Raw genomic sequence first — 15665 nt, forward strand, 5'->3', positions numbered from 1 at the left:
GCCGTGGACCGATAGTCTCATCCACGTGACCGCATCCGACGGCAATACCGCCACCGAGTGGTCCCCGACCGGTTCGGTCACCGTGCGGGCACCGGGCAAGCTCAACCTCTACCTGGCCGTCGGTGACCGTCGCGATGACGGCTACCACGAGCTGACCACCGTCTTCCACGCGGTTTCGCTGGTCGACGAGGTGACCGTCCGCGACGCCGACGTGCTGTCGTTGCGACTCAGCGGCGAGGGCGCCGATGTGCTGCCCACCGATGAGCGCAACCTGGCGTGGCAGGCTGCCGAGCTGATGGCCGAGCACGTGGGCCGGGCTCCGGACGTGGCGATCAGCATCGACAAGTCCATCCCGGTGGCCGGCGGCATGGCCGGCGGCAGCGCCGACGCCGCTGCGGTGCTGGTCGGCATGAACGTGCTGTGGGAGCTGGGCGTGCCGCGTCGCGACCTGCACTCACTGGCCGCCAAGCTGGGCAGCGATGTGCCGTTCGCGCTGCACGGCGGGACGGCGCTGGGCACCGGTCGTGGCGAGGAATTGGCCACGGTGCTGACCCGTGAGACGTTCCACTGGGTGCTGGCGTTCGCCGACCGCGGGCTGTCGACGCCGGCGGTCTTCAAAGAACTGGACCGGCTGCGCGACACCGGGCGCAAACTGCCGGAATCGGGCGACCCCGAGCCGGTGCTGGCCGCGTTGGCCGCCGGGGACCCGCAGCGGCTGGCCGGCTTGCTCGGCAATGACCTGCAGGCGGCGGCGGTCAGCCTCAATCCGGGCCTGCGCCGCACCTTGCGCGCTGGCGTGGAGGCAGGTGCCCTGGCCGGCGTGGTGTCCGGATCCGGTCCGACGTGTGCGTTCCTGTGCAGCTCAGCGCAGTCGGCGACCGACGTCGCCGTCGAGCTGTCGGCGCTCGGCGCGGGACGGGCGGTGCGGGTGGCCAGCGGTCCGGTCTACGGCGCCCGGGTGGTGCCGTCATCGGTGAGTGGCGCATAACACCGTCACCGATCCGCTAGCAGATTTGCCCGCGGATTAAGAGGAGTTTAAGATGGCCCGCGGTGACAATTTGCGGCCAGGACAACCCTGCCATCCAGACGCTCGCCGCTCTGGTGGGCCGCGCATTACGGTATCGAGATCTAACCGCCACCGAATTGTGCGCGTGTGCCTCTCGCGATGTGGTCAACGGCAGGTGGAACATGAAATCTGAGCCCGTATGGAAAGTACTGGTGCCGGCTAGGAGGCCGTCGTGAGCAGGTTTACCGACAACATGTTCCGTAGTGCCCGGGAGTCGTCCAAGGGCATGGTCACCGGTGAGCCGCACACACCCGTCCGGCACACCTGGGGCGAGGTCCATGAACGCGCCCGGCGCATCGCCGGTGGGCTGGCGGCTGCCGGCGTCGGCCCGGGTGACGCCGTCGGCGTGCTCGCCGGCGCCCCCGTCGAAATCGCTCCCACCGCCCAGGGCGTGTGGATGCGCGCGGCGAGCCTGACCATGCTGCACCAGCCCACCCCGCGCACCGACCTGGCGGTGTGGGCCGAGGACACCATGACCGTCGTCGACATGATCGACGCCAAGGCCGTCATCATCTCCGACCCCTTCATGGCGGCGGCCCCGGTGCTGACCGAGAAGGGCCTGAAGGTCGTCACCGTTGCTGACCTGCTGGCCGCCGAACCGATCGATCCGGAAGAAGCCGGTGAAGACGATCTGGCGCTGATGCAGCTGACCTCCGGCTCGACCGGGTCGCCCAAGGCCGTGCAGATCACCCACCGCAACATCTACTCCAACGCCGAGGCGATGTTCATCAGCGCTGAGTACGACGTCGAGAAGGACGTCATGGTCAGCTGGCTGCCGTGCTTCCACGACATGGGCATGATCGGCTTCCTGACCGTGCCGATGTACTTCGGCGCCGAGCTGGTCAAGATCACCCCGATGGACTTCCTGCGGGACACCCTGCTGTGGGCCAAGCTGATCGACAAGTACAAGGGCACCATGACCGCGGCCCCGAACTTCGCCTACGCGCTGTTCGCCAAGCGGCTGCGCAAGCAAGCCACGCCGGGCCAGTTCGACCTGTCCACGCTGCGGTTCGCGCTCTCGGGTGCCGAGCCGGTGGAGCCGGCCGACGTCGAGGACCTGATCGACGCCGGTAAACCGTTCGGGCTGAACCCGGCCGCCATCCTGCCGGCCTACGGCATGGCCGAAACGGTTCTGGCGGTGTCGTTCTCCAAGTGCGGTGCGGGTCTGGTGGTCGACGAGGTCGACGCCGACCTGCTGGCCGCGCTGCGCCAGGCGGTGCCCGCCACCAAGGGCAACACCCGGCGACTGGCCTCGCTGGGGCCGCTGCTGGAGGGCATCGAGATCCGGATCGTCGACGAGCACGGCAATTCGCTGCCGGCGCGCGGGGTCGGCGTGATCCAGCTGCGCGGCGAGCCGGTGACCCCGGGTTACCTGACCATGGCGGGCTTCCTGCCGGCGCAGGACGAGCACGGCTGGTATGACACCGGCGACCTGGGCTACCAGATGGAGGACGGCCACGTCGTGGTGTGTGGCCGCGTCAAGGACGTCATCATCATGGCGGGCCGCAACATCTATCCGACCGACATTGAGCGGGCCGCGGGCCGCGTCGAGGGCGTGCGCCCGGGCTGTGCGGTCGCAGTGCGCCTGGACGCCGGGCACTCGCGGGAGACGTTCGCGGTCGCGGTGGAATCCAACGCCTGGCAGGACCCGGTCGAGGTACGTCGCATCGAGCACCAGGTCGCCCATGAAGTGGTCACCGAGGTCGATATGCGGCCGCGCAACGTGGTGGTGCTCGGACCGGGCAGCATCCCCAAGACGCCGTCGGGCAAGCTGCGCCGGGCCAACTCCGTCGCCCTGGTCACCTAGGCCGCGGCAGCATCCACCGCGTGTGGGAATCTGGCACTCGGCCCGCTAGGCCCAGGCGTGTACCACGTTCTGGGCCGGTTCCAGACCCAGCTCGATCAGCAGCTCGGTGGCGTCGGCGGACTGCTCGCAGATCGTCGGCAGCTCGTCGCGCTCCCGGGCACTGAATGCCTGCAGTACGAACGCCGCCGGATCTTGGCGGCCGGGCGGCCGGCCGATCCCGAGACGGACCCGCTGAAAGTCCTTGCTGCCTAGCACCGTCGCGATCGAGCGCAGGCCGTTGTGACCGCCCTCGCCGCCGCCCTGCTTGAGCCGGATCCGGCCGAAGTCCAAGTCGAGATCGTCGTGAATCACCACGACGCCGCCGGTCGGCACTGAATAGAACTTGGCCAGTGGCCCCACCTGGCGGCCCGACTCATTCATGTAGCAGCGTGGCCGGGCCAGCACCACCGAGCGCCCACTCAGGCGCCCGGTGGCCACATCGGCACCCGACTTCTTGTGCAGCTTGAACGACGACCCGATCCGCTCGGCGAGCAGGTCGACGACCATGAAGCCGACATTGTGGCGGGTGCGGGCGTAGGTCGGGCCCGGGTTGCCCAGGCCGACCACCAATATCGGTGGTGACTCGGCCACGCGGTGCTCGGCCTACTCGGACTCGTCGGCCGCGCCCTCGGCGGCCTCCGCGCCGGCTTCCTCGCCGGCAGCCTCGGCCGGCTCCTCGGCGCTCGGGGCCTCGATCACGTTGACCAGCAGCAGTTCGGGGTCGGAGATCAGGCTCACGCCCTTGGGCAGCTCCAGCGCCCCGGCGGTGACCTGGGTGCCGGCCTCGGCGCCCTCGATGGAGACGGTCAGCTGCTCCGGAATCGACAGCGCCTCGGCCTCGATCTCGACGGCGGTCGCGTCCTGGGTGACCAGGGTGCCGGGAACGGCGTCGCCCTCGAGGACGACGTTGACCTCGACGATGACCTTCTCGCCGCGGCGCACGACCAGCAAGTCGGCGTGCTGGATGGTGCGACGGATCGGGTGGATCTCGAGAGCCTTGGTCAGCGCCAGCTGCTCCTTGCCCTCGATGTCGAGGGTGAGCACGGCGTTGGTGCCGGAGTGGCGCAGCACGGCCGCGAAGTCGTGGGCCGGCAGTTCGAGGTGCTGGGGGTCGCTGCCGTGGCCGTAGAGGACCGCGGGGACGCGGCCGGCCCGACGGGCCCTGCGCGAGGCGCCCTTGCCGGTCTCGGTGCGCACCGAAACGGTCAGCTGGTTGGTGGTCGGGCTCTTGGCCATCTGGACTCCTTGGTTGCTACGGGGTGCATGAGGCACGGCCAGATCGCGACAACCATCTAAGGAGGTCCTCGTCGATAACGGCGGCCCAATGGTGGCCGCCCTCGCCGTGACGCCTGGTCAGGCTAGCGCATCGGCGGCTCAGAGTGGAAATTGAACGCCGGTGAGCTGCGCGGACAGCTCCCACAGCCCGGCGGCCGTGGATCCGCGCTTGGCCAGCAGACTGCGGCCCACCGAACCGCTGCGGCCGACGATGCCGAAGCGCGGACCGATGAAGGTATTGCCGGACAGATCCTGCGACGCGGCGTAGAGCGTTTGGCGCGCCCCGAAGTCGGGGCTGGTGGCCAGCAGACCGTTGCCGAAGGTGCGCATCACCACGTCACTGATCCGATTTCCGGTCTGGCCCTGCAGGTTGGTGCTCGAATAGCCGGGGTGGGCGGCCAGCGCGCGCACCGGTGAGCCCGCCGCCACGAGCCGGCGTTGCAGTTCGCTGGTGAACAGCAGATTGGCCAGCTTGGCCTGGCCGTAGGCCAGCCACGCCGAATACCGCCGCGACTCCCAGTTCAGGTCCGTGAGGCTGATGTAGCCCATCCGGTGCAGGGCCGAGGACACCGTCACCACCCGGTCGGTGAGCTTGGGCAACAGCAGATTGGTCAGCGCGAAATGCCCCAGATGGTTGGTGCCGATCTGGCTTTCGAAACCGTCGACGGTCTTGGCGTAGGGCACCGCCATGATGCCCGCGTTGTTGATCAGCACATCGACTGACTCGGTCTCCGCGGCGAACCGCCGCACCGAGGACAGGTCCGCCAGATCCAAGGCGCGCACCGTCACCCCACCGGTACGGCCGGACATCCCTGCCGCGGCGGCCTCGCCTTTGGCGGTGTCGCGGACGGCCAGGGTGACGTCGGCGCCGACTCGGGCCAATTCGCGTGCGGTCACCGCCCCCAAACCGCTGTTGGCTCCGGTGACGATGACGGATCGCCCGGCGAACGACGGCAGATCGGAGGCGGACCAAGAGCTCATGGCTGTCACCCTAGAACGCTAGGGCGCCTAGTTGCAGTTGTTGGCGTGCACCCAGCGGCCGTTGTAGCCCACGCAGGTGTTGACCGGCGGCGGCGGAGGAGGTGGCGGAGGCACGTCTTCGGGCAGCGGCGCGTAGTAGGCCGGGGGTGGAACCGGGTCGGCGCAGCCGCTGACATACACCCGGCGGCCCACACCCACACACCCCGCGGTGGCGGTGCCGGCCGGAGTGAACACCACGACGACCCCCGGCAGGCTGGTCAGGGCCAGCGCCGCGACGACCCAGATCCGGCGGGCCATCACTGGTCCAGCAGCGGGCGCTCGGGCTGGGGCAATCCGCACCGGGCCCGGAAATCGGTCAGGGGCTGGCGCAGCCCCAGCAGGTCGGCGTGGGCCTGCGGGTTGTCGGCGAAGAAGCTGCGGATCGCTTCGGGCACCTCGTCGTCGGGCCGGTCGCGCAGCTCGGTGTAGAACGCGTTGACGTCCGGATGCGCGTAGAGGTAACCCGACGTCGAGGCGGTGACGCCGGTGACGGCGTTGGCCATGTCGGCGGCGGTGCAGCCGGGTGGGGCGTCAGCCGACGCCATGGGCGCCAGCAGGCCGGTGGCGACCGCGGCCACGCCGAGGCCGGCGAGGTTCAGCGATGACGGGCGAATAAGGGACATGGCGGGACTCCCTTCGACGAGTGCGTCACTGTAACAAGATCCGACGCAGCTAGGGGATCACTTTGCGGCGACGGTGAAGCCCTTCATGATCGCCTCGACGTCGGTGGCGTTCTTGGGCGCCTCGTCGGCGGGGGCGGTGACCGCCAGCTGCACCAGGTAACGCTGTTCGGCCGGCGCCGAGCCGGTGGCGATCACCATCCGGAACCAGCTGTGCAGGCGCTGGCCGTCCATGTCGTAGGTGCCCTGCACCATCGATGACGGGAAGCCCTGGTAGTCCTCGTTCGAGGCGTCCAGCAGCCGGAAGTTCGGCGAGAGCTGGGCGTCGACCACACCGTGCCGGATGGCTTCTTTCGAGTCGAAGTTCCCGTTGAGCTTGACCACACTCAAAATCGCCCGGGGGTACTTCTCGCCCTTGCCGAGCGCCAGCGTGGTGGGCGGCAGCAACGAGCTTTCCTTCTTCGTCCAGCCCGGCGGCGTGGGGATCGACACCGTCAGGTCGGTCGGTGCGTTGGGGGCCACCGCCTCCGCGACCACGCCCTGGTCCTCCAGGTAGCGCCCCACGGTGACCGGAGCCTCCGGTTCCGAAGAGGTGGTGGTTGTGGTGCCGTTACCCCAGATCGACTGGTAGTCAGGGCTTTTAGCGCCGCACCCGGATGTGATGCCGGCCAGGGCCGCGCACGCCAGTGCGGCGACCGTCAAGCGCAGCGTGGTCACAGGATCTCGCGGACCGCGTCAATCGGACGAGCCAGCCGGGTGCCGTTACCGGTGACGACGAACGGCCGCTGGATCAGGATCGGGTTGGCGGCCATCGCGTCGAGCAGTTCGTCATCGGTCGCATCGGCCAGGTTCAGCTCGGCATACGCCGCCTCGCCGGTACGCACCGCGTCGCGCACCCCGATTCCGGCGGCACGGATCATCTCGGCCAGTTCCGCTCGTGACGGCGGGGTCTTCAGGTACTCCACGACCGTCGGTTCGATACCGTTCTCGCGCAGCAGGTCCAGCGTCTTGCGCGAGGTCGAGCAGCGCGGGTTGTGATAGACCACTGCATCCGTCATATCAGGCGTCCCCATCGAAAAGCCCGGTGACCGAGCCGTTTTCGAACACGGCCCGGATGGTGCTGGCCAGCAGCGGAGCGATCGACAGCACGGTCAACTGCGGGAAGCGCTTGTCCTCGGGGATCGGCAAGGTGTTGGTGACGATCACCTCGCTGGCTCCGCAGGCCGCCAGCCGCTCGGCGGCCGGGTCCGAGAGCACCCCGTGGGTGGCGGCGATGATCACGTTGCTGGCGCCGTCTTCGCGCAGCAGATTGACCGCCCCGGCGATGGTGCCGCCGGTGTCGATCATGTCGTCGGTGATCACACAGGTCTTGCCGGTGACCTCGCCGACCACCCGGTTGGCTTTGACCTGGTTGGGCACCCGCGGATCGCGGGTCTTGTGGATGAAGGCCAGCGGCACGCCGCCCAGCGAGTCGGCCCACTTCTCGGCGACCCGCACCCGGCCGGAGTCGGGGGAGACCACCACGACGTCGGAGTTGCCGTAGTTCTCCTTGATGTAGCCGATCAGCAGCGGCTGGGCTCGCATGTGGTCCACCGGGCCGTCGAAGAAGCCCTGGATCTGGTCGGTGTGTAGGTCCACCGTGACGATCCGGTCGGCGCCGGCGGTCTTGAGCAGGTCGGCCACCAGGCGAGCCGAGATCGGCTCGCGGCCGCGGTGCTTCTTGTCCTGGCGCGCGTACGGGTAGAACGGCAGGATCGCGGTGATCCGCTTGGCGCTGCCGCGCTTGAGCGCGTCGATCATGATCAGTTGTTCCATCAGCCACTGGTTCAGCGGCGCCGGGTGCGACTGCAGCACGAAGGCATCGCAGCCGCGCACCGATTCGTCGAAGCGCACGAAGATCTCGCCGTTGGCAAAGTCGCGAGCGGTCTGCGCGGTAACCGGTACGTCCAGTTCCTTGGCGACCTGATCAGCCAGCTCCGGGTGCGCACGGCCGGCGAAAAGCATCAGGTTTTTGCGATTGTCTGTCCAGTCGTGGCTCACGCGCTGCCCCCGCCGTAGGAGATTGTGGATTTCGGTCGAGATAATTCGGGCCTTATGGTACGTAGCCCGGCGTGCGATTTCGCCTCGGGCTGCCTCAACGCGATCAAGCTCACGATGACAGATCGGGTGGAGTCTGGCCGGCTTCTTCGGCGTCAGCCGCCGACGCGGCGGCCGCGGCGGCCTGGCTGCCGGGCCGCTTGCGCTGCACCCAGTTCTCGATGTTGCGTTGCGGGCCGGCCGACACTGCCAGTGCGCCCGGCGGCACATCGTGGCGCACCACGGTCCCGGCGCCGGTGTAGGCGCCGTCGCCGATGGTGACCGGCGCGACGAACATGGTGTCCGAGCCGGTGCGCACGTGCGAGCCGACCTTGGTCCGTCGTTTGGTCTGGCCGTCGTAGTTGACGAACACGCTGGAGGCGCCGATGTTGCTGTGGTCGCCGATGTCGGCGTCGCCGACGTAGGTCAGGTGCGGAACCTTCGTCCCGGTGCCGATGGTGGAGTTCTTGGTCTCGACGAACGCGCCCAGCTTGCCGTCGGAACCCAGCACGGTGCCCGGACGCAGGTAGGTGAACGGCCCGACCGTTGCACCGGCGCCGATCGCCGACGAGGTGGCGTGGCTCCGGATCACCGACGCACCGTCGCCCACCGTCACGTCGGTCAAGGTGGTGTCGGGGCCGATCGTGCAGTGCGCCCCGACGGCGGTCCGGCCGAGCAGCTGGGTTCCGGGCGCGACCGTGGTGTCGCGCCCGATGGTCACGTCCACGTCGATCCAGGTGGTGGTGGGATCGACGATGGTGACACCGGCCCGCTGATGGGCGGCCACCAGGCGTCGGTTGAGTTCGCCGGCCAGCGCGGACAGCTGCACCCGGTCGTTGACGCCGGCCACCAGCGCCGCGTCGTCGACGTGACGGGCGTGCACCACCTGGCCGTCGCCGCGGACGATACCGATCACGTCGGTCAGGTACAGCTCGTGCTGGGCATTGTCGGAGCCCAGCCGGCCCAGCGCGGAACGCAACGCGGCGATGTCGAAGGCGTACACCCCGGCATTGACCTCGCGGATCTCCCGTTGTGATTCGGTGGCGTCGGCCTGCTCGACGATCGCGGTCACCTCGCCATCCTGGGTGTGCAGGATGCGGCCGTAGCCGGTGGGGTCGGCCAGCGTGGTGGTCAACACCGTGACCGCGGCCGGGGCGGTGCGGTGCGTGTCGATCAGCGCCTGCAGGGTGGCGGTGTCCAGCAGCGGGATGTCGCCGGAGGTGACGACGACGGTGCCGGTGAAGTCGTCCGGCAGGGCCGCCAAGCCGCACAGCACCGCGTGCCCGGTGCCCAACTGCTGGTCCTGCAGGGCGATGTCGATGGGAAAGTCCAGGGCTTGCGCCAGCTCGGCGACCTCCCCGGTGATGCGCTCGTGCTCGTGGCCCAACACCACCACCAAGTGACGGGGATCGACGCCCGCGGCGGCCTGCAGGCAGTGCGCCAGCATGCTGCGCCCGCCCAGCTCATGGAGCACTTTGGGGGTGTCGGAGACCATCCGGGTGCCGGCTCCGGCCGCCAAGACGATGACGGCGTCCTGGCTGGCATCCGGGCTCGAGAGTGCGTGATTGTCCATCGACACGCCGCCTAGCCTGTCATTCTGGGCACGCTCGCGGCAAAGGGTGGGACAAATCTGAGCTCCGTCGCCAGGACTCGAACCTGAACTATCTGAACCAAAATCAGAGGTGCTGCCGATTACACCACGACGGATCGGTGCTTCGCAGTGACTTTAGTCCGCCGACGGCGAGGGCCGCCCGCCGCCCGAGTAAGAAGTCGGACAATCCGGTCTGGTCCCACGGACTACCCTGGTCGCGTGGCTGGTCTGGACAAGGACGGCCGGGCGCCTCGAGCCCGGATGACAGGTAGCGAGCGTCGTCACCAACTCATCGACGTCGCCCGCTCGCTGTTCGCCGAACGCGGGTATGAGGGCACCTCCATCGAGGAGATCGCGCAGCGCGCCAACGTGTCCAAGCCCGTGGTCTACGAGCACTTCGGCGGCAAAGAAGGCCTCTACGCGGTGGTGGTGGACCGCGAGATGTCGGCATTGCTGGACGGCATCACCACGTCCTTGACCAAAGCCACCAACAACCAGTCCCGGCTGCGGGTGGAGCGCGTCGCGCTGGCATTGCTGACCTATGTCGACGAGCACACCGACGGATTCCGCATCCTGATCCGGGACTCGCCGGCGTCGATCAGCTCCGGCACCTACTCGACCCTGCTCAACGACGCTATCGGCCAGGTGTCGTCGATTCTGGCCGGCGACTTCGCCAAACGCGGCCTGGACCCCGAGACCGCGCCGCTGTACGCCCAGGCGTTGGTCGGTTCGGTGTCGATGACGGCCCAGTGGTGGCTCGACGTACGCGAACCCAAGAAGGAAGTGGTGGCCGCGCACCTGGTCAACCTGTGTTGGAACGGATTGACTCACCTGGAGTCCGATCCGACCCTGCACGACGAATAAGGCATGTACCGCAACGCAAATCGTCGGCATCCGCCACACCGCCTAGAATTGCCCACATCATGACCGCACCGGGGTACCAGACTGTCCAAAACCCGATTGCGGGGCTCGTAGACCTGGCGTTGACCGCGCCCGCTTTCGCCGAACTCATCGAGCGCGCGGGCGACCCGCCCACCGAACTCGCGCTGGTCGGCCCGGTCGGCGCGCGGCCCTTCACCGCCGCCGCGCTGGCCCGCACCGGCCCGCTGCTGGTGGTCACCGCCACCGGCCACGAGGCCGACGACCTGACCGCGGAGCTGCGCGGGGTGTACGGCGATACGGTGGCGCTGTTCCCGTCCTGGGAGACGCTGCCGCACGAGCGGCTCTCGCCCGGGGTGGATACCGTCGGCGCCCGTCTGCTGCTGCTGCGCCGGCTGGCCCGACCCGACGACGCCCGGCTGGGACCTCCGCTGCGCGTGGTGGTGACCGCGGCCCGGTCCCTGCTGCAGCCGATGACCGGTCAACTGGACGCGATCGAGCCGGTCATGCTGGCCGTCGGTGACGAGATCCCGTTCGAGGCGGTGATCGCCCGGCTGGTCGAGCTGGCCTACACCCGGGTGGACCTGGTCGGCAAGCGCGGTGAGTTCGCGGTCCGCGGCGGCATCCTCGACCTGTTCCCGCCGACCGCCGAACATCCGGTGCGCATCGAGTTCTGGGGTGACGAGGTCACCGAGATCCGGCCGTTCTCGGTGGCCGATCAGCGCTCCATCCCCGAGATCGAGGTCGGCACCGTGGTCGCGGTGGCCTGTCGGGAGCTGCTGCTCACCGACGATGTGCGGGCGCGTGCGGCCGAGCTGGCCCGCGATCAGCCGCACACCGAGAACGCCGTGTTGGGCACCGTCGGCGAGATGCTGTCCAAACTGGCCGAGGGCATCCCGGTCGACGGCATGGAGGCGCTGGGACCGGTGCTGCGGCCCGGCCCGCAGGTGCTGCTGACCGATCAGCTGCGTCCGGGCACCCCGGTGCTGGTCTGCGATCCGGAGAAGATCCGGGCCCGCGCGGCCGACCTGATCAAGACCGGACGGGAATTCCTGGAGGCGTCCTGGTCTGTGGCGGCGATCGGCGGTGAGGCACCGATCGACATCGAACAGCTGGGCGGCTCGGGATTCCGTGAGTTCGCGCAGGTGCGCCAGGTGGCGCTGGACACCGGGCACCCGTGGTGGACGCTGAGCCAGCTGCCCGACCCGGACGCGACCGAACTCGATGTGCGTCCGTCCCCGTCGGCGCGGGGCCGCCAGCGTGACATCGACGAGATCTTCGCCATGTTGCGGGCGCACATCGCGACCGGGGGACGGGCCGCGGTAGTCGCCCCCGGCGTCGGCACCGCCCGGCGGATCGTCGAGCAGTTGGCCGAATCCGAGACCGCGGCAACGCTGTTGGACGCGGGCGCGACGCCGAAGCCCGGAGTGGTCGGGGTACTGCAGGGCCCGCTGCACGAAGGCCTGGTCATCCCCGGCGCCAACCTGGTGGTGGTGACCGAGGCCGACCTGACCGGCAACCGGGTGAGCGGGCCGGAAGGCAAACGGCTGGCGGCCAAGCGCCGCAACGCCGTCGACCCGCTGGCGCTGACCGCCGGCGACCTGGTGGTGCACGACCAGCACGGCATCGGCAAGTTCGTGGAGATGACCGAGCGCACCGTCGGCGGCGCGCGCCGCGAATACCTGGTGCTCGAATATGCGTCGGGCAAACGCGGCGCCAACGGGACCGACAAGCTGTATGTGCCGATGGACTCGCTGGATCAGCTGTCCCGCTACGTCGGTGGCCAAGCCCCGGCACTGAGCCGCCTTGGCGGCAGCGACTGGAGCCAGACCAAGACCAAAGCGCGCAAGGCCGTCCGAGAGATCGCCGACGAACTCGTCGCGCTCTACGCCAAACGCCAGGCCGCGCCCGGTCACGCGTTCGCCCCGGACACCCCGTGGCAGGCCGAGATGGAAGACGCGTTCGGGTTCACCGAGACCATGGACCAGCTCACCGCCATCAGCGAGGTCAAGGCCGACATGGAAAAGCCGGTGCCGATGGACCGGGTGATCTGCGGCGACGTCGGCTACGGCAAGACCGAGATCGCGGTGCGTGCGGCGTTCAAAGCCGTCCAGGACGGCAAGCAGGTCGCGGTGCTGGTGCCCACCACGCTGCTGGCCGATCAGCACCTGCAGACCTTCAGCACCCGGATGGCCGGATTCCCGGTCACGGTAAAGGGGCTGTCACGGTTCACCGACACCCAAGAGTCCAAGGCGACCATCAACGGCCTGGCCGACGGCTCCGTCGATGTGGTGATCGGCACCCACCGGCTGCTGCAGACCGGGGTGCGCTGGAAAGACCTCGGCCTGGTGATCGTCGACGAGGAACAGCGGTTCGGCGTCGAGCACAAAGAGCACATCAAGGCGCTGCGCACCCACGTCGACGTGCTCACCATGAGCGCCACCCCGATCCCGCGCACCCTGGAGATGAGCCTGGCCGGCATCCGGGAGATGTCGACGATCCTCACCCCGCCCGAAGACCGCTATCCCGTGCTGACCTACGTCGGCGGCCACGATGACAAGCAGGTCGCGGCCGCTTTGCGCCGGGAGTTGCTGCGTGACGGCCAGGTGTTCTACGTGCACAACCGGGTCAGCTCGATCGATGCGGCGGCCGCCCGGGTGCGCGGCCTGGTGCCCGAGGCCCGGGTGGTGGTCGCGCACGGCCAGATGCCCGAAGAACTGCTGGAAACCACGGTGCAGGGCTTCTGGAATCGGGAATACGACATCCTTGTGTGCACCACCATCATCGAGACCGGCCTGGACATCTCCAACGCCAACACCCTGATCGTCGAACGTGCCGACACCTTCGGGCTCTCGCAGCTGCACCAGCTGCGCGGCCGGGTGGGACGCAGCCGGGAACGCGGCTACGCCTACTTCCTGTACCCGAAGGAGAGCCCGCTGACCGAGACCGCCCATGACCGGCTGGCCACCATCGCCCAGAACAACGAATTGGGCGCCGGCATGGCGGTGGCGATGAAGGACCTGGAGATCCGCGGCGCCGGCAACGTGCTGGGGGTGGAGCAGTCCGGGCACGTCGCCGGGGTGGGTTTCGACCTGTATGTGCGGCTGGTCGGCGAGGCCGTCGAGGCCTACCGGGCGGCCTTCAACGGCGAGACGATCACCACCGAAGAGGTCAAGGATGTCCGGATCGACCTGCCGGTCGATGCGCACCTGCCGCCGGAGTACATCAACTCCGACCGGTTGCGGCTGGAGGCCTACCGGCGGTTGGCCGCCGCCCCCGGCGACGACGAGATCACCGCGGTGATAGAGGAACTCACCGACCGCTACGGACCGCTTCCCGAGCCGGCCGGCCGGCTGGTGGCGGTGGCCCGGCTGCGGCTGCTGTGCCGCGCCGCCGGCATCACCGAGGTGTCGGCGGCGTCAGCGACCACGCTGCGGCTGGCCCCGATGACGCTGCCGGACTCCGCCCAGTTGCGGCTCAAGCGGATGCATCCATCGGCGAGTTACCGGGCCACCACCGCCACCGTGCAGGTGCCGATCCCGCGTGCCGGTGGTGCCGGCGCACCCGTCGGTGCGCCCCGTATCCGCGACGTCGAACTCGTCCAGATGGTGGCCGATCTGGTCTCGGCCCTGGACGGCAAGCCGCAGGGCCTTATCGACGTCACCGCCGCGGTGCCCGCAGTACGGTAACCACGATGACCGTCGTCCTGGTCGACCCCCGCCGGCCCTCGCTTGTCCCGGTCGAAGCCCTCGCGTTGCTCGCCGGTGAGGTCGTCTACACCGAGGAACTGCCGATCGTGGTGCCGTGGTCGTTGCCGGCCGCTCGATCGGTGCTCACCGGCGCCGCCGACGTGCAAGCCCCGGTACTGCTGTCCTCGGACCGCAACCATCCCGACGTGGTCGCTCGACTGGAGGCCGGGGAGGCGCTGATCGCGGCGCCGGACGCGTCGCCGGGGGAGCGGCTGGTCGACGCGGTCGCGATCATGGACCGGTTGCGCACCACCGGCCCGTGGGAGAGCGAGCAGACCCACGACTCGCTGCGCCGGTTTCTCCTTGAGGAGACCTATGAACTGTTCGACGCCGTCCGCAGCGGGGATGCCGACGAGCTGTGCGCGGAACTGGGCGACGTGCTCTTGCAGGTGCTGTTCCACGCCCGCATCGCCGAGGACGCGCTGGAGAACCCGTTCGGCATCGATGACGTCGCGGATTCGCTGCTGCGCAAGCTGAGCAACCGGGCGCCCGCGGTGCTCGCCGGCGAGGAGATCTCGCTGGCCGAGCAGGTGGCGCAGTGGGAAGAGCGGAAAACGCTGGAGAAGAGTTCCAGGAACTCGATCATGGACGACCTGTCGACCGCGCAGCCGGCCTTGGCGTTGGCCCAGAAAGTGCTGCAACGGCTGGTCCGCGCCGGCGTGCCGGCCGACCTGATCCCCGAGACGGTCACCACCGTGACCGTCGCGGCCGGCGTCGACGCCGAAAACAATTTGCGGACAGCGGTTTTGGAACTCATGGACACCGTCCGTGCCGTCGAGAAGACGATCATCGGCGAGCCCACCGAAGAGCTGTGGCGCGCCCACTGGCCGCAGCCCTAGCCTCCCGCTCGGCCGGCCGGTCTCCTCATCCGTCACTTTGGTCGCGACTCCCGAGGGTATGCAGATGTGCCCGCCTGTGAGCGACAACCCGGTATTTCCGCAGGTGGCTGTGCGTTCCGGTATTCACGAACGTCACTGTCACCTCAAAATCCCCCAGTGTCACGCTTTTGCCGCGGGCTGAGGGGTGCCCGCGTCGTAGCGACAATGGCGATGACGGTGTGCGTGGGAGCCCTGATTGTCGCTGTTAGGTGGGCGCCCCGCCCCTCAGCGACAATCCGCGGCGGATGAGATACGCGGGGAACCTGGTGCAGATGGGGCGTGAGCCTAGGCGTCTTTCCGGCGCCCACCTGGGCCTTTGTCTGACCTGTCGCTCACAGGCGGGCACATCTSCATACCCTCGGGAGCCGAGACAGGTGAGGCGGATGGGGCTCCAACCGTCAAGGCTCGACCGACTGTGTTAGACGGTATGGGGGGCTGGGGCCTCACTCACATGTGACCGTGGGTTGCCGACAGGAATCAGGTCCTGGCCGGTAGAGCCACAAGATGTGGGAGGCCCCAGTGAAGGTTCAGCGTACGAGTGTTGGTTTGGATGTGCACGCACGTTCGGTGATCGGGTGTGCATTGGACGGGGATACCGGTGAGGTATTCGAGCGTCGGCTGACCCCTGATTACGGGGAGATCCTGGACTGGTTGCGGTCATTGCC

General features: G+C 68.7%; 14 protein-coding genes, 1 tRNA gene and 1 pseudogene. 6 read left to right on the top strand and 10 right to left on the bottom strand.

Translation table 11 applies throughout. From position 1 onward, the window contains the following. Positions 1–25 precede the first annotated feature (25 nt). Complete coding sequence (locus EJK91_RS12595; protein ID WP_164517950.1) at positions 26–988, top strand: 4-(cytidine 5'-diphospho)-2-C-methyl-D-erythritol kinase; 963 nt, start codon at positions 26–28, stop codon at positions 986–988. A 250-nt stretch (positions 989–1238) separates the two neighbouring features. Then, positions 1239–2873, top strand: coding sequence for a fatty acyl-AMP ligase (locus EJK91_RS12600; RefSeq protein ID WP_024442520.1), 1635 nt, complete (start codon positions 1239–1241; stop codon positions 2871–2873). 45 nt (positions 2874–2918) lie between these two features. Here EJK91_RS12600 and pth read toward each other — a convergent pair whose 3' ends face one another. The 10 genes from pth to EJK91_RS12650 form a co-directional block, all read right to left on the bottom strand. Then, a complete protein-coding gene (gene pth, locus EJK91_RS12605) occupies positions 2919–3503 on the bottom strand; it encodes an aminoacyl-tRNA hydrolase (RefSeq protein ID WP_125079097.1) in 585 nt (194 codons plus the stop codon). 12 nt (positions 3504–3515) lie between these two features. Then, positions 3516–4148 carry a 50S ribosomal protein L25/general stress protein Ctc gene (locus tag EJK91_RS12610; protein WP_125079098.1) on the bottom strand — a complete coding sequence of 211 codons (633 nt, stop codon included), beginning with the start codon at positions 4146–4148 and terminating at the stop codon, positions 3516–3518. A 138-nt stretch (positions 4149–4286) separates the two neighbouring features. Then, complete coding sequence (locus EJK91_RS12615; RefSeq protein ID WP_125079099.1) at positions 4287–5168, bottom strand: oxidoreductase; 882 nt, start codon at positions 5166–5168, stop codon at positions 4287–4289. A gap of 27 nt (positions 5169–5195) precedes the next feature. Beyond that, entirely contained in the window at positions 5196–5465 is a 270-nt protein-coding gene (locus EJK91_RS12620; RefSeq protein ID WP_125079100.1) for a hypothetical protein, read from the bottom strand. Further along, entirely contained in the window at positions 5465–5830 is a 366-nt protein-coding gene (locus EJK91_RS12625; RefSeq protein WP_164517951.1) for a heme-binding protein, read from the bottom strand. Before EJK91_RS12625 ends, EJK91_RS12620 begins: the two co-directional genes overlap by 1 nt. Before the next feature lie 57 nt (positions 5831–5887). Further along, positions 5888–6544 carry an LpqN/LpqT family lipoprotein gene (locus tag EJK91_RS12630; RefSeq protein WP_444850818.1) on the bottom strand — a complete coding sequence of 219 codons (657 nt, stop codon included), beginning with the start codon at positions 6542–6544 and terminating at the stop codon, positions 5888–5890. Next, entirely contained in the window at positions 6541–6885 is a 345-nt protein-coding gene (gene arsC / locus EJK91_RS12635) for an arsenate reductase (glutaredoxin) (RefSeq protein ID WP_046301307.1), read from the bottom strand. The genes EJK91_RS12630 and arsC overlap by 4 nt, the downstream gene beginning before the upstream one ends. A 1-nt stretch (position 6886) precedes the next feature. Then, the gene (locus tag EJK91_RS12640) at positions 6887–7867 is read right to left on the bottom strand and encodes a ribose-phosphate diphosphokinase (protein ID WP_046301308.1); all 981 of its coding nucleotides are present in this window, start codon (positions 7865–7867) and stop codon (positions 6887–6889) included. A 109-nt stretch (positions 7868–7976) separates the two neighbouring features. Continuing rightward, the gene (gene glmU / locus EJK91_RS12645; RefSeq protein ID WP_125079101.1) at positions 7977–9476 is read right to left on the bottom strand and encodes a bifunctional UDP-N-acetylglucosamine diphosphorylase/glucosamine-1-phosphate N-acetyltransferase GlmU; all 1500 of its coding nucleotides are present in this window, start codon (positions 9474–9476) and stop codon (positions 7977–7979) included. Positions 9477–9538: 62 nt separating this feature from the next. Further along, positions 9539–9610, bottom strand: a tRNA-Gln gene (locus EJK91_RS12650). 145 nt (positions 9611–9755) lie between these two features. Here EJK91_RS12650 and EJK91_RS12655 point away from each other — a divergent pair. From EJK91_RS12655 to EJK91_RS22415, 4 genes and pseudogenes are all read left to right on the top strand, one after another. Continuing rightward, positions 9756–10358, top strand: coding sequence for a TetR/AcrR family transcriptional regulator (locus tag EJK91_RS12655; protein WP_024442510.1), 603 nt, complete (start codon positions 9756–9758; stop codon positions 10356–10358). A gap of 59 nt (positions 10359–10417) precedes the next feature. After that, positions 10418–14062, top strand: coding sequence for a transcription-repair coupling factor (gene mfd / locus EJK91_RS12660; protein WP_164517952.1), 3645 nt, complete (start codon positions 10418–10420; stop codon positions 14060–14062). Positions 14063–14067: 5 nt separating this feature from the next. Next, the gene (locus tag EJK91_RS12665; RefSeq protein WP_125079102.1) at positions 14068–14961 is read left to right on the top strand and encodes a nucleoside triphosphate pyrophosphohydrolase; all 894 of its coding nucleotides are present in this window, start codon (positions 14068–14070) and stop codon (positions 14959–14961) included. A gap of 543 nt (positions 14962–15504) precedes the next feature. Further along, positions 15505–15665: pseudogene (locus tag EJK91_RS22415) on the top strand (IS110 family transposase); the annotation flags it as partial.

Origin of the sequence: Mycobacterium sp. P7213 (assembly GCF_900604305.1) — a bacterium.
GTDB lineage: Bacteria > Actinomycetota > Actinomycetes > Mycobacteriales > Mycobacteriaceae > Mycobacterium.

Bases quoted from the DNA above. Each gene is read 5' to 3' on its own strand.
- EJK91_RS12610 (WP_125079098.1), bottom strand. From the start codon at position 4,148: ATGGCCAAGAGCCCGACCACCAACCAGCTGACCGTTTCGGTGCGCACC.
- EJK91_RS12615 (WP_125079099.1), bottom strand. From the start codon at position 5,168: ATGAGCTCTTGGTCCGCCTCCGATCTGCCGTCGTTCGCCGGGCGATCC.
- EJK91_RS12620 (WP_125079100.1), bottom strand. From the start codon at position 5,465: ATGGCCCGCCGGATCTGGGTCGTCGCGGCGCTGGCCCTGACCAGCCTG.
- EJK91_RS12625 (WP_164517951.1), bottom strand. From the start codon at position 5,830: ATGTCCCTTATTCGCCCGTCATCGCTGAACCTCGCCGGCCTCGGCGTG.
- arsC (WP_046301307.1), bottom strand. From the start codon at position 6,885: ATGACGGATGCAGTGGTCTATCACAACCCGCGCTGCTCGACCTCGCGC.
- glmU (WP_125079101.1), bottom strand. From the start codon at position 9,476: ATGGACAATCACGCACTCTCGAGCCCGGATGCCAGCCAGGACGCCGTC.
- EJK91_RS12655 (WP_024442510.1), top strand. From the start codon at position 9,756: ATGACAGGTAGCGAGCGTCGTCACCAACTCATCGACGTCGCCCGCTCG.
- mfd (WP_164517952.1), top strand. From the start codon at position 10,418: ATGACCGCACCGGGGTACCAGACTGTCCAAAACCCGATTGCGGGGCTC.
- EJK91_RS12665 (WP_125079102.1), top strand. From the start codon at position 14,068: ATGACCGTCGTCCTGGTCGACCCCCGCCGGCCCTCGCTTGTCCCGGTC.